At 41.1% G+C, this 14,593-nt stretch carries 10 protein-coding genes; 8 read left to right on the top strand and 2 right to left on the bottom strand.

The features are described 5' to 3' along the window. Nucleotides 1-132: 132 nt before the first annotated feature. A complete protein-coding gene (locus BN1356_RS08410) occupies nucleotides 133-933 on the bottom strand; it encodes a TspO/MBR family protein (protein WP_093650946.1) in 801 nt (266 codons plus the stop codon). A 199-nt stretch (nucleotides 934-1,132) separates the two neighbouring features. Beyond that, nucleotides 1,133-1,801 carry a trimeric intracellular cation channel family protein gene (locus BN1356_RS08405; RefSeq protein WP_093650945.1) on the bottom strand — a complete coding sequence of 223 codons (669 nt, stop codon included), beginning with the start codon at nucleotides 1,799-1,801 and terminating at the stop codon, nucleotides 1,133-1,135. Between the two features lie 231 nt (nucleotides 1,802-2,032). Here BN1356_RS08405 and BN1356_RS08400 point away from each other — a divergent pair, with 231 nt between their 5' ends. The 8 genes from BN1356_RS08400 (at nucleotide 2,033) to BN1356_RS08365 (ending at nucleotide 14,541) form a co-directional block, all read left to right on the top strand. Then, the gene (locus tag BN1356_RS08400) at nucleotides 2,033-3,001 is read left to right on the top strand and encodes a thiamine pyrophosphate-dependent dehydrogenase E1 component subunit alpha (RefSeq protein WP_093650944.1); all 969 of its coding nucleotides are present in this window, start codon (nucleotides 2,033-2,035) and stop codon (nucleotides 2,999-3,001) included. A gap of 338 nt (nucleotides 3,002-3,339) precedes the next feature. Further along, entirely contained in the window at nucleotides 3,340-4,335 is a 996-nt protein-coding gene (locus tag BN1356_RS08395) for an alpha-ketoacid dehydrogenase subunit beta (protein ID WP_093650943.1), read from the top strand. A gap of 268 nt (nucleotides 4,336-4,603) precedes the next feature. Further along, the gene (locus BN1356_RS08390; protein ID WP_093650995.1) at nucleotides 4,604-5,986 is read left to right on the top strand and encodes a dihydrolipoamide acetyltransferase; all 1,383 of its coding nucleotides are present in this window, start codon (nucleotides 4,604-4,606) and stop codon (nucleotides 5,984-5,986) included. Nucleotides 5,987-6,245: 259 nt separating this feature from the next. Continuing rightward, nucleotides 6,246-8,006, top strand: coding sequence for a dihydrolipoyl dehydrogenase (lpdA, locus tag BN1356_RS08385; RefSeq protein WP_093650942.1), 1,761 nt, complete (start codon nucleotides 6,246-6,248; stop codon nucleotides 8,004-8,006). A 566-nt stretch (nucleotides 8,007-8,572) separates the two neighbouring features. Then, nucleotides 8,573-9,415, top strand: coding sequence for an HAD family hydrolase (locus BN1356_RS08380; protein WP_093650941.1), 843 nt, complete (start codon nucleotides 8,573-8,575; stop codon nucleotides 9,413-9,415). Nucleotides 9,416-9,714: 299 nt separating this feature from the next. After that, complete coding sequence (licT, locus tag BN1356_RS08375) at nucleotides 9,715-10,551, top strand: BglG family transcription antiterminator LicT (RefSeq protein WP_093650940.1); 837 nt, start codon at nucleotides 9,715-9,717, stop codon at nucleotides 10,549-10,551. A gap of 245 nt (nucleotides 10,552-10,796) precedes the next feature. Further along, nucleotides 10,797-12,710: a beta-glucoside-specific PTS transporter subunit IIABC gene (locus BN1356_RS08370; protein ID WP_093650939.1), complete on the top strand. Its 1,914-nt coding sequence runs from the start codon at nucleotides 10,797-10,799 to the stop codon at nucleotides 12,708-12,710. Between the two features lie 145 nt (nucleotides 12,711-12,855). After that, nucleotides 12,856-14,541 carry a carboxylesterase family protein gene (locus tag BN1356_RS08365; RefSeq protein ID WP_093650938.1) on the top strand — a complete coding sequence of 562 codons (1,686 nt, stop codon included), beginning with the start codon at nucleotides 12,856-12,858 and terminating at the stop codon, nucleotides 14,539-14,541. Nucleotides 14,542-14,593 lie beyond the last annotated feature (52 nt).

Raw genomic sequence — 14,593 nt, 5'->3', positions numbered from 1 at the left:
ATTCAAGGTTTTTCATACTCTTTGAAAATCAACATTAGATGAGTTAAAACTCCTTGTCTACGACTAGGTATGAAGTATTAACTCATCATTTTTTAGTTTTCTTTGTCTATCAATTCTCCTGGATAGATTATGTTATTGAGCAAACAATCGAAATTGATTTTTCTTGAAGATAATAAACATCAAGGCTATTAACAAAAGCATGCTAACAAGGAGAAGAGCTTGAATGACTGGAGCTAAGTCAATTTGGTCCGAGTTGAGGCTAGCATTCTTGTAAATTCCCCAAAAGGCCCAGATAATCGAAAGTGGAAAGATGCTATTTTGATAAAAATAGGAGTAGGCTATTGTGAAAAGCAGGGCTATGAATAGAATGACGATAGTCCATATGGAAGCTGCGATACCAAATCCATTCCAATTTATTTTGACCAGCCAAGCAGAGACATTGACAAAAGTAGCGATCAAAACCCAGGCTGTGTAAATAGAGAAGCAGATATGTGCCAAGCTGGATTCTTTCTGCTTACCAAAATGTTCTCGTAAGCTTTTCAGTAGAAAGATCAGGCTAAATAGTAGAGCAAAAATCAATAAAGTTGAAAGACCGATTTGGTCATAAGAAAAAGCGACAATCCAAGCTCCATTTAAGAAAGAACTGAGAAGAAAATATGGACTGAACTTATGGACTAAGGAACTATAAACTCCATTTCTTAGTTTAAGAGCACATTGAACCAAGAGAGCTAAAATTAAGCTGTAAATAAGTCCCCAAATACTAAAAGTAAAACCTGCTGGGGTAATCAAAGTCGGATAGTGATCAGAAATGGCAGCTTGACTCATTCCATTAAAGAAACCACTGGCTCCAAGAAAATTGATGAGAATCATAGCACCAAAGGCTAGAAAGTCAACAATCAGTAGGGTTTTCAGTCTTTGTTCTTTCTTTGTCATAATAAATCTCCTTTCTTTTTAGTATACCACATTATTGTAGCAAAAGAACGAAAAAACCTCCATTTTTTAGTTTCTTATCAGATGGAGAACCCGCTCTTGTATATCTTTTGGGTTTTCAAGATAGAAATTAAAAACAAAAGAAAGACACAATTCTCTTATATGGTGAGAATTATGCCAACAAATCATTTGGTTTAACTGATTAAGGAGCTTTCTTGACCTCTTTCTTTTCCATATTTGGCAATCGGAGATGATACTTGATAACCGCTAGTCGGATGATTAAAAAGACAGTAAAAAGTCCTAGATAGACAGGGATATGGGGAAGGTGCCAGTCTACGACAAAGACATGGTAGAAGATTCCGGCTCCCAAGGCGAGGACTGCATAGACATCTTCTTTGAGAACAATGGGCGTTTCATTAACCAAAACATCCCTTAAAATTCCTCCACCAACTCCAGTTAGGGTCGCTAAGATGCCAGAAGTCATAGCATTTAGTTCAAGGTTTGTCCCCGCACTGGCCCCGATAAGGGAGAAAATAGCCAGTCCTATGGAATCGAAGACAAGATTTGTTTTTGTTAAGAAGTGAACCATCTGTTTTTCCCGAGGTGTGTCATTTTTCTTAATGCGGACAATGACATACATGATGAGGGCAACAGTAATCGATAAATAAATAGAAGAAGGATCTGTTAAGGCAGTGGGAACGTCCCCAATCATGGTATCTCGAATAATTCCACCACCAACCGCTGTGAGGATCCCCAGAAGCGTGATGCCAAAAATATCCAAGTTTTTTTTAAAACCCTTAACCACACCAGAAACAGCAAAAGCAATGGTGCCAATATAATTGCAGATCAATAAGAAAAGTTCAAAATCCATAAGGTCCTCCAGCCCCTATCTTAGCACAAAAATAATGAACTGACAATGGACAAAAACACTTTGTGAAAAAGAGAACATTGACCTGTGAACAAGACTAGAGATTGTGAAAAAAAGCACGTAAAACCCTGTGTTCAAGCCTGTCTTTCTAGAGAAGAAACCGGTTCAAATATTTGCTATTTGTGAAATTATATTCTATCATTATGAGTGAATTAGAATTATTTTGGAGGAATTATGGTATCTATCTCAAAAGAGCAACATTTGGATATGTTCTTGAAAATGCAACAAATCCGTGATGTGGACATGAAATTGAACAAATTGGTGCGTCGTGGTTTCGTACAAGGAATGACTCACTTCTCAGTTGGTGAAGAGGCTGCAGCAGTTGGTCCCATCGCCAGCTTGACTGATCAAGACATTATTTTTTCACACCACCGTGGGCACGGGCATGTTATCGCAAAGGGAATTGACATCAATGGTATGATGGCAGAACTTGCCGGTAAAGCAACAGGTACCTCAAAAGGTCGTGGTGGTTCTATGCACTTGGCCAATGTTGAAAAAGGAAACTTTGGATCAAACGGGATTGTCGGTGGTGGATACGCTCTTGCAGTTGGTGCTGCCTTGACACAAGATTACCTTGGAACTGATAACATTGTCATCGCCTTTTCAGGTGACTCAGCAACCAATGAGGGTTCTTTCCATGAGTCTATGAACTTGGCTGCTGTTTGGAACTTGCCAGTTATCTTCTTTATCACGAACAACCGTTACGGTATCTCAACAGATATCACTTACTCAACAAAAATTCCTCATCTTTATCACCGTGCAGCTGCTTACGGCATGCCAGGTCACTATGTGGAAGATGGAAATGATGTCATTGCTGTCTACGAAAAAATGCAAGAAGTCATCGAGTATGTGCGTGCAGGAAACGGACCAGCCCTTGTCGAAGTTGAATCTTATCGCTGGTTTGGTCATTCAACAGCTGATGCTGGTGTCTACCGTACCAAAGAAGAAGTGGCAGAATGGAAAGCCAAAGATCCACTTAAGAAATACCGTACTTACTTGACAGAAAACAAAATTGCAACAGATGAAGAATTGGATGCCATTGCAGCACAAGTTGCAGAACAAGTAGAAGACGCTGTGAAGTTTGCACAAGAAAGCCCAGACCCAGAAATCTCAGTAGCCTACGAAGACGTATTTGTAGATTAAAATAAGTTATGAAGACGTTAAGAAACCGAGAAAAAAATGGCGGTAAGTCCGCTGAAATTATCCAGTGGATGATTTCAGGTTGGAGATAACAGAAGTATCGCTTCTGTCAAAAATGATTTTGCAGACGCTTTTGACGAAATGAAACATTTCTTTATTTCCCACTTAGAACAGTCTATTCTTAGACTATTCTAACGTCAGGCTGACTAGAATTTTCATAGCTCAAAGAGCGAAGAAAGTTCAGACAGCTACGACGCACAGATCAATCGGTTTTAGTCTGAATACAATGACTACTGACACAGTGACATAATTTTTGATATAAACTAGGAGAATTAGTATAAATGGCTGAAACAAAACTAATGGCCTTGCGTGAAGCGATTAACTTGGCTCAAAGCGAGGAAATGCGTAAAGATGAAAAAGTCTTCCTCATGGGTGAAGACGTAGGTATCTACGGTGGTGACTTCGGTACTTCTGTAGGGATGTTGGAAGAATTTGGACCAAAACGCGTTCGCGACACTCCAATCTCTGAAGCAGCGATTGCTGGTTCGGCAGTAGGTGCAGCGCAAACAGGTCTTCGTCCAATCGTCGATTTGACGTTCATGGACTTCATCACCATCGCACTTGACGCTATCGTTAACCAAGCAGCTAAAACCAACTACATGTTTGGTGGTGGTTTGAAAACACCTGTAACCTTCCGCGTAGCTTCAGGTTCAGGTATCGGTTCTGCGGCACAGCACTCACAGTCACTTGAAGCTTGGGTAACACATATTCCAGGTATTAAAGTTGTTGCCCCAGGTACGGCTAACGAAGCAAAAGGTCTTTTGAAATCTTCTATCCTTGATAACAACCCGGTTATCTTCTTGGAGCCAAAAGCTCTTTATGGTAAAAAAGAAGAAGTCAATCAAGATCCTGATTTCTATATTCCACTTGGCAAAGGCGACATCAAACGCGAAGGTACAGATGTCACTATCGTATCCTATGGACGTATGTTGGAACGTGTTATCAAAGCTGCTGAAGAAGTGGCTGAAGAAGGCATCAGCGTTGAAGTTGTTGACCCACGTACCCTTATCCCATTGGATAAAGAAATGATCATCGAATCAGTGAAGAAAACTGGTAAATTAATTTTGGTCAATGATGCATATAAGACAGGTGGATTCATCGGTGAAATCGCAACGATGGTTGCAGAAAGCGAAGCCTTCGATTATCTAGATGCGCCAATCATCCGTGTTGCATCTGATGATGTACCTGTTCCTTACGCAAACATTCTTGAAAATGCAGTCCTTCCAAGTGTTGAGAAAATCAAGGCTGCAATCTATAAGCAAGTAAGCAAAGGTTAAGAAAAGCAAAGTGTTTACTTTCTAGATAAAGGATGGAGCACTCAAACCATAAAGCCCTTAGAAATCAGATATCCATCTGATTTTTAAGTGTTACTTGTTGAAAATGGAATGTAAGGTTGGAGCTATTCTAGCTTCAATCCGTAAGATTTGTAGAAAGGAATTGAACCCGTCCGGAAGACTCGGGAAAAAGATAAACTGTTTAGGAAATCAGGATTTCCTACAGTTTCCTTTTTTCAATCGTCTCCTGGTCGGACTTGGTATCTTAAATATGGCAGTTGAAATTATTATGCCTAAACTCGGTGTGGACATGCAAGAAGGTGAAATCATCGAGTGGAAAAAACAAGAAGGCGAATTCGTCAATGAAGGCGACGTTATCTTGGAAATGATGTCTGATAAAACCAGCATGGAATTAGAAGCTGAAGAGTCAGGTGTTCTCTTGAAAATCGTTCATGGGAATGGCGCAACTATTCCTGTAACAGAAGTGATTGCCTACCTCGGTGCAGAAGGTGAAACTGTTGAAGTTGGTAGTCAACCTGCTGCGGCTCCAGCACCAGCTGTCGAAGCAGCACCAGCACCGGTTGCTACAGCAAGTGCTCCAGTAGCAATCCCAGCAGCAAAACCACAAGGCGGTGGTAAAGTTCGTGCAACTCCAGCGGCTCGTAAAACAGCAGCTGATTTGGGCATCGACCTTGGTTTGGTGCCAGGTACAGGTGCAAATGGTCGTGTTCACAAGGCTGATGTCGAAGACTTCAAAGGCGCAGCTCCTAAAGCAACGCCATTGGCTCGTAAAATGGCAGCTGATTTGGGTATCGACTTGGCAACAGTTGTTGGTACAGGCGTTGCAGGTAAGATTGTTAAGGAAGATATTCTTGCCTTGACTGCACCAGCAGCACCGGTCGCTGAAGCAGCTCCTACTAAGGAAGTAGCACCGGCCAAAGAATTGCCAGAAGGCGTTGAAATCATCAAGATGAGCCCAATGCGTAAGGCAATCTCTAAAGGTATGGTTAACTCTTACTTGACTGCACCAACCTTTACGCTTAACTATGATATTGATATGACCAACTTGATGGCTCTTCGGAAACAAGTACTTGAGCCAATCATGAACAAAACAGGTCTCAAAGTAACCTTTACAGATTTGATTGGTTTGGCTGTAACGCGCACGCTTATGAAAGAAGAGCACCGTTACATGAACGCTTCCCTAATCAATGATGCACAAGAAATTGAACTCCATAAATTTGTCAACCTGGGTATTGCCGTAGGTTTGGATGAAGGTCTGGTTGTTCCAGTTGTTCACGGTGCAGATAAGATGAGCTTGTCAGACTTTGTGGTAGCTTCGAAAGATGTTATTAAGAAAGCACAATCTGGTAAACTCAAGGGTGCTGAAATGTCAGGCTCAACCTTCTCTATCACCAACTTGGGGATGTTTGGTACGAAAACTTTCAACCCAATCATCAACCAACCAAACTCAGCAATCCTTGGTGTAGCATCAACTGTACAAACACCAGTTGTCCTTGATGGAGAAATCAAAATTCGTCCAATCATGGCGCTTTGCTTGACCATTGACCACCGTATTATCGATGGTATGAATGGTGCTAAGTTCATGGTAGACCTCAAGAATTTGCTTGAAAATCCATTGGAATTGTTGATTTGATTTAGAGATTGAATAAACTGCTTTTTACAAAGGCGACGTAGTCGCTAGAACGCCCTCGTGAGGGCACAAAAAGCCAGCCAAAGGCTGGCCAGACTAGATATTTGTCGCCGTGGTGATAAGACTAATTACCACTAGTGATGATTAGTCGGGGGAGGTTTGGAGACTAGTGGCTCCAAACCAAGTCATGGAACCGTAGGTTCGCTGACGACCCCACCACTTAAGACAAATATCAATAAAAAAATCCTGAAAGGAAATAAAAATGGCTGTTGAAATTATTATGCCGAAACTTGGCGTTGATATGCAAGAAGGCGAAATCATCGAGTGGAAAAAACAAGAGGGCGATGTCGTTAATGAAGGCGATGTTATCTTGGAAATGATGTCTGATAAGACAAGCATGGAATTGGAAGCGGAAGATTCAGGTGTCCTCATCAAGATCGTTCGCGGTAATGGTGAAACCGTTCCTGTTACTGAAGTTATTGGTTACATCGGTGCGGAAGGCGAAGTAGTGGAAGAAGGTGCAGCACCAGCTGCGGCAGCGGTTGCGCAAGCAACTTCAGACCTTAAAGCTGCTGGTTTGGAAGTTCCTGCTGCCCCAGCTGCAGTGGCTCAAGCTCCAAAAGCTGAATTGGCTGCCGATGAGTATGACATGGTTGTTGTCGGTGGTGGACCTGCTGGTTACTATGCGGCTATCCGTGGTGCTCAATTGGGCGGTAAAATCGCTATCGTTGAAAAATCTGAGTTCGGTGGAACCTGTTTGAACGTGGGTTGTATCCCAACCAAGACATACTTGAAAAACGCTGAAATTCTTGAAGGTTTGAAGATTGCTGCTGGTCGTGGTATCAACTTGGCTTCAACAAACTACACAATCGACATGGATAAAACTGTCGATTTCAAGAACTCAGTTGTTAAGACTTTGACTGGTGGTGTTGCTGGTTTGCTCAAAGCCAACAAAGTAACCATCTTCAACGGTCTTGGTCAAGTGAATCCAGACAAGACAGTTACTATTGGTAGCCAAACAATCAAGGGTCGTTCTATCATCCTTGCAACAGGTTCTAAAGTTTCTCGTATCAACATTCCAGGTATCGAATCTAAACTTGTCTTGACCTCAGATGATATTCTTGATCTTCGTGAAATTCCTAAAACACTCACTGTTATGGGTGGTGGCGTTGTCGGTGTTGAACTTGGACTTGTTTGGGCATCATACGGTGTCGATGTAACAGTTGTCGAAATGGCTGACCGCATCATCCCAGGTATGGACCGTGAAGTTTCTGTTGAACTTCAAAAAGTTCTTGCGAAAAAAGGCATGAAATTCAAGACTTCAGTTGGTGTAACTGAAATCGTTGAAGCTAACAACCAATTGACAATCAAACTCAACGACGGTTCAGAAATCGTTTCTGAGAAAGCTCTCCTTTCAATCGGACGTGTGCCACAAATGGCTGGTCTTGAGAACCTTAACCTTGAAATGGATCGCGGACGTATCAAAGTCAACGCCTACCAAGAAACATCTATCCCAGGTATCTACGCACCAGGTGATGTCAACGGTACGAAGATGTTGGCTCATGCTGCTTACCGTATGGGTGAAGTGGCTGCTGAAAATGCGATCAACGGTAACCACCACAAAGCAAACCTTGAGTTCACTCCAGCTGCAGTATACACTCACCCAGAGATTGCCATGGTTGGTTTGACAGAAGAGCAAGCAATCGAGAAATATGGTAAAGCTAACGTCCTTGTAGGTCGCAACAGCTTCACTGGTAACGGTCGTGCCATCGCTTCAAACGAAGCACAAGGTTTCGTAAAAGTTATCGCTGATGCAAAATACCACGAGGTGCTGGGTGTCCACATCATCGGTCCAGTTGCTGCTGAAATGATCAACGAAGCTGCAACCATCATGGAATCTGAATTGACAGTTGACGACGTGGCAGCATCTATCCACGGTCACCCAACCTTCTCAGAGGTTATGTATGAAGCCTTCTTGGATGTACTTGGAGTGGCTATCCACAACCCACCAAAACGCAAATAAGGCTATTCTTATCTAACTGCTTAAGCAGTTGATAAGAAACGGCAAGCACCATGGTGTCTTGCCTAAGCCTTAAACTAGCAAAACGACATCGTTAATATCGAACGATGTCGTTTTTCGTCGTAATCTTAGCTATCACTATGGATTAAAATCCATGTACTAGCACGCCAGTCGCTATGGCGAACTGGCTAACTCTTAAACTAGAAACAACCCTTAAGTATGATCGACTTAAGGGTTGTTTTGTCGTACTCCTAGCATGGAGTTGTCAGCTTCAGCTTGCCTAACTTGAGTTATACCTGCACTTCGCTTCCTAGCTACAACCTGCTTCTTTTTGTTTTAAGAATATTCTAACGTAAGCTTGTTACCTTTGATTTAACAATATGGAGTCTTTCTATCAAAAGCTATCGAATGCCAATGTTAGAGTTCCAATAGATCATTAGGGATTTTTCCTGTCTGGCTATATTTAAAGGTATAAAAGCAGATTATAGTATCACTTTTTCGCATTTTTTCGCTAGGAAAGAAATTCCAATCTTCGTATAATAGTAGTAACAAATCTTTGAGGTGAATGTATGAGCAAAATTATTTTTCTAGATGTTGATGGTACCCTAGTTGACTATCATAATCGTATTCCAGAGTCAGCCATTGATGCTATTCGTAAAGCGAGAGCTAAGGGGCACTTGGTCTATGTTTCAACAGGGCGTAGTCGAGCAGAAATGCAAGCAGAACTCTGGGATATTGGTTTGGATGGGATGATCGGTGGCAACGGATCTTATGTGGAGCACCATGGTCAGGTTATCATGCACCAACTCATTTCGAAAGAAGATGCTGTCAAGGTTGTTGATTGGCTTGACAATCGTGGATTAGAGTATTATCTGGAAAGTAATAACGGTCTCTTTGCTAGCCAAGGTTTCCGTGATCGAGCACGAGAAACAATGAAATTATATGCTATGAACAAAGGCAAGTCTGCTGAGGAGGTAGCTGACCAAGAAGCAGAGGACATTTTGCATGGAATCGTTTATGGCGGAGAACTTTACTGTGATGATCTCAATAAAGTTAGCTTCATTCTACAATCTTATCAAGATCATTTGGATTCCAAAGAAGCTTTTCCGAACCTTGTTGCCAACACCTGGGGTGGTCGTGGGGAGACGGCACTTTTTGGTGATTTAGGTGTGAAAGATATTAATAAGGCTCATGCAATCGCTGTTCTCTTGCAACATCTTGGTGCTAAACAAGAAGATACCATCGCCTTTGGAGATGCAAAAATTGATATTCCTATGTTGGAATACTGTGCAGTTGGTGTTGCTATGGGCAATGGTGGTCCTGAAATTATGGCTATGGCTGATATGATAACTGACGATGTAGAGCATGATGGATTATACAATGCCTTCGAAAAACTAGGTCTTTTTAATTAGGACTTAGCTTATGAAGAAAAGTTTACAAGAACAACTGAGGAAAAAACTTCTTCGGTTTTTCTTTTTGCCCAAACAGCTAAGAAAACCAACATTTAAAACTTTTAAGTGAGTCGACTTAGAAGGCAACCGATTTTTTTAGAAACGCTTGCAAAAGAAAAGAGAATTTGTTAATATAGTCAGAAAGAGGATTGTTACTGGTAACAGGCAAAACCTAAACAGATAGGAACATGAGTGGCTTTTTTGGCATGCTGTTGCTATGTGTTTAGGTTATTTTTTTATAAAAAGTAACGAGGTTTGAAATGTTAAAAATCGATAGAGTTTATAATAACAATGTCGTTCAGGCTTATGATGCTGATGGCAAGGAGATGATTGTTATGGGCAGGGGTCTAGGCTTTCAAAAAAAGAATGGTGATAGCCTGAATCCTGAACAGATTGAAAAAACATTTGTCTTGCAAAATAATCTTCAGTCGACAGATGTTCATGAAATCCTAAAAACAGTCTCTCAGGAGGAGTTGATCCTTGTCAATCAGCTGATTCGCCGAGCTGAAGAAGTACTAGAGTCCACATTTGAACTCTCTCTGTATCTGGCTATTGGGGATCATTTACACTATACTCTGGAGAGAAATCGCCTTGGATTACCTTTACAAAACCCTCTTTCTTGGGAGATTCGTAAGTTTTATCCTAAAGAATATCAACTGGGTGTTGAGATGCTAAGCCTGGTTGAGGAAAAATTGGGACAAAAATTGGATATGGCTGAAGCTTCTTCAATTGCTCTTCATTTTGTTAACGCTCAGAAAAATGGTATGTTGGGTCAAGATACCTATACCATTTCTAAGATTGTGACGCAAATTATAGATATTGTCCGACTGCATTTTGGACATGATTTTGATGACAATGACATTAGCTATCATCGCTTTGTGACCCACGTACAATATTTTGCTCAGCGTGTGGTATCAGGTTTGGTTCAGGGAGTTAATGATGCATTTCTCTTTGAACAAGTTCAAAAAAATTACCCCCAAGCCTATGCTTGTACGCAAAAAATTCGTGCCTATGTAAGGGCAGCCTACGAATTTGAGATGAGTCTGGATGAGCAAGTTTATCTAACCATTCATATACAAAGATTAAAAGGTCATTAAAAAATTATAAAAACGCTTGCAAAGAGCGTTTTTTTATGTTAGTATGAAAGTGCAAAAGGATTGTTACTGGTTAGCAGGCAAAACCTAAATAGATACGAAGTAAGCAGAACCCATTATGATGTGTTCCCCTTATTTGGTATTTGTTTAGGTTTTTCTCTTTTTTCAGGAAAAATACTTTTCTAATAATTTCAAATTAGACTTGATCAACCTAATTTGATACAAATAATACTATTTAGGAGATTATCATGGCTAATAAATACACTGAATTAGTTACAGATATTTTGAACCACGTCGGTGGTAAAGAAAACATTATCTCGGTGAAACACTGTGTGACCCGACTTCGTTTTCAATTGCGAGATGAAGCAAAAGCGGATACAGATTACCTGACCCAACGTGATGGTGTCGTGACGGTTGTTAAGGCTGGAGGTCAATACCAAGTGGTTATTGGTAACCATGTGCCAGATGTATATGCAGAATTCCTAGCAGTTTCAGGTTTGGCAGGTGCTGGAAGCTTGGATATTGATGAGGGGGATGGACCAAAGGGAAACCTTTTTGATCGTTTTGTTGATTTGATTTCAGGCATCTTCCAACCATCTCTTGGGGCCTTGGCAGCTGCCGGTATCATCAAGGGTGTCGTTGCGATCATGGCCAACTTGTTCAAATTGAATGCAGACAATAGTGCTCTATATGTGATTTTAAACGCTGCTGGAGATGGATTTTTCCAATTCTTACCAATTGTTTTAGCCTATAATGCAGCTAATAAGTTCAAGATGAATCCATTTACAGCAATGGCAGTGGCCATGGCTTTGGTTTACCCAAGCCTTCCAGCAACTGTTGCCAAACTCAGTGAAACAGGTCTCAACCATGTTTTTGGTATTCCATTTGAATTGCCATCATCAGGTAGCTACCTCTCTTCAGTTATGCCAGTTCTTCTAGCCGTTTGGGTAGCGTCTCATATCGAAAAGGTCATGAAGAAAATCACACCAGATGTGGTCAAAGTCTTCGTTGTTCCATTTGTAACTATTATTTTAGCAGTTCCGGTAACTTTCTTGGCAGTAGGACCTTTGGCTAATATTGCCTCTGATATGTTGTCAAATACTTTTACATCCGTCATGAACTTTAGTCCTCTTCTGTACGGCATTCTTCTCGGTGCTTTATGGCAAGTTTTGGTTATGTTTGGTTTGCACTGGGCAATTGTTCCATTGGCTATTCTCCAATATTCACAAAATGGTTGGTCAACCATTTTGCTTCCAGCTTTGTTACCTAACTTCACTCAAACTGGAGTTTTGGCAGCGATTATGCTGAAAACCAAGGAAGAAAAAGTCAAGTCCATTGCAATGCCAGCTTTTATCTCTTCTATTTTTGGTGTGACTGAGCCAGCCATTTATGGCGTCACTCTTCCAATGAAAACTCCATTCTATATTTCATGTACGGTAGCAGCAGCTATCGGAGCGGGTCTATCATTCTTCCCAGATCTAAAAAACTATGCAATGGGTGCAATGGGGATTTTCGCATTCCCTGGTTATGTTAGTCCAGAAGCAGGTATGACTCCTATGTGGATTGTTATTGGTTTTGCAGCATTGGCAATCATCGCATCATTTGCTATTCAAATGATGGTCCCAGTTCCAACTCTTTATGCCAAAGCAAGTGAAGTGGCAGTAACTGAGGTACCTGTGACAGCCGTTCCAGAATTACAAGAAATCAAACAAGAAATTCTTGCTAGTCCAGTGACAGGTAAAGTAGTAACCCTTGCAGATGTAGCTGATGAAGTTTTTGCTTCGGGTGCAATGGGAAATGGCATCGCAGTTGAACCAAGTGAAGGCTTGGTATGTGCTCCAACCAATGCGGAAGTGACTCTTGTCTTCCCTACTGGTCATGCTATCGGTCTGACGACTGAGAATGGAGCTGAACTTCTCATCCATATCGGTATGGATACTGTATCGCTTGATGGTAAAGGTTTTGAAACCTTTGTCAAGGTTGGGGATAAAGTTACTGCAGGTCAAAAATTAGTTCAATTTGATATTGCAACTGTTCAAGCAGCTGGCTTACCAATTACAACTCCTATTATTGTGACAAATACGGCTGACTTTACAGATATCCTATTTACACAAGAAAGCCAAGTCAAGACCGGTGATTATCTCTTGACTGCTGTGAAATAAGCGCTACTCTATAATAGATAAGTCACTAATCAGGGGCTAGGGGATGTTCCCTAGTCCCTTTCTTTGTATTCTGTAAAGAAGAAAGGAGGTTTGGATCGTCAGTTGTTAGTATTCTCTTTGTTTATGGATGAAAGGATTCGAAAGAATGGAAAAGAAACTGATTAAATGGGTTGGCATATTCATGCTCCTGCTATTAACTGCTTGTGGCCAAACAAAACCTAAGGAGGAATCGGAAACCTTTAAGAAGGATGTAAATCAGACTATCACAAGTGGAAAAATCAAGGGAAACCTAGATAAAGAAAACGATGTTTTGGAATGGCTAGGTATACCGTATGCTGCAGCCCCAGTCGGTGAATTGAGATGGAAAGAGCCGCAAGCGGTCAAGGATTGGAAGGAAGTTCTTGATGCAACTAAAGCGGGTGAAAAATTTCTTCAGTTCTCAAATGGTGAAGTAGTTGGTTCAGAAGATGCACTTAATTTGGATGTGGTCCGTCCAGATACAAGCGAAGCAGGATTGCCGGTAGTGGTTTTCTTGCATGGTGGAAACAATCAGACAGGTCATGCTCAAGAAATCAAAGGAAATACTTTTGTCAAGGATATCAATGCTGTCTATGTATCCATCAATTATCGACTTGGAGCACTTGGGTTCAATCCTCTATCTGCTTTAAAGACTGGTACAGATCTGGAAAATTCGGGGAACTACAGCCTTTTGGATGTGGCGGCAGCTCTTGACTGGGTGCAAGACAATATAGAAGTTTTTGGTGGAGATAAGAACAATGTCACTTTGACGGGCTTCTCTGCTGGTGGTCGTGATGTCATGGCAACTCTAATCTCTCCTCTTTTTGAAGGCAAATACCACAAGGCCATTTCTTTTAGTGGCGGAATGACTCTGGCAGATGAAGCTGATAGTCAAAGCATATTTGCTAAAACATTGGCACCATTGGTCGTGGAAGATGGTAAAAAAGCTAATGAAGAAGAGGCAAAAGCATGGTTGCTAACCAGCTACAAAGAAGTTGAGGATTATCTCTATAACCTTTCAGCAGATCGGCTAGCTCCTCTCATGGGTAATGCCGGCATCCGTATATCAGTCTTCCCTCATTTCTATAAAGATGGAGTTGTCATTCCTAAAGAAGGTTTTGATACTAAAGAATACAATGATGTTCCGCTTCTTTTGATTACAGGAACCAATGAATTTTCCCTCTTCTCAGCCTTTGATAAACGGTTTGCAGCATCAGTTGGTGATGGCAGCCTGTATACAGATATTACGAAACTCAAAGAATTTAATTATGTGGAAAAAAATGGTAGCGAGCTCTATCGATTGGCCAATACCATGGAAAGTGCCCGTCTCATGGATGGCCTTTATAAATCTCCAATCTATATCAGCCAGATTTCTTTTGGTGATGATGCTAGCGTTACACCAAAAACAGCTGCCTTATTAGGGGCTTTCCACGGAATTTTTGAACCTCTCTTGCAAAAACCATCCAACTATGCGACCTTTATCGGAGAAGATTTTGAGTCAGAAGGGGCCAGAGCTCTTAGTGCTGACTTTAAAGCTTATCTAAAATCTTTTGTTGCGAATGGTGATCCAAATGCGGATTCATTGCCAGAATGGAAGGCTTATACTACGGATGGTCAAGATGTTTTAAGCATGAATGCGGATACTAAAGTTGCTAAAATCCATATGACAAGTGATAAGCAAGAGGCAAAGGATATCTTAAACCAAATGGAAATTGACGGAACTCTTTCAAAAGAAACCAAAGATGAACTCAACAAAACCGTCCTCAATGGTCGCTGGTTCAGTTCAGTTATTGATGAGAAATATGCAGAGTAAATAAATCTTAAATAAATCACTTAGCAAAAAGAGTCAGGCTTTTTCGCCTAAC

The sequence above is a fragment of the Streptococcus varani genome, assembly GCF_001375655.1.
Lineage (GTDB): Bacteria > Bacillota > Bacilli > Lactobacillales > Streptococcaceae > Streptococcus > Streptococcus varani.
This window is presented reverse-complemented; position numbering and strand designations above follow the sequence as displayed.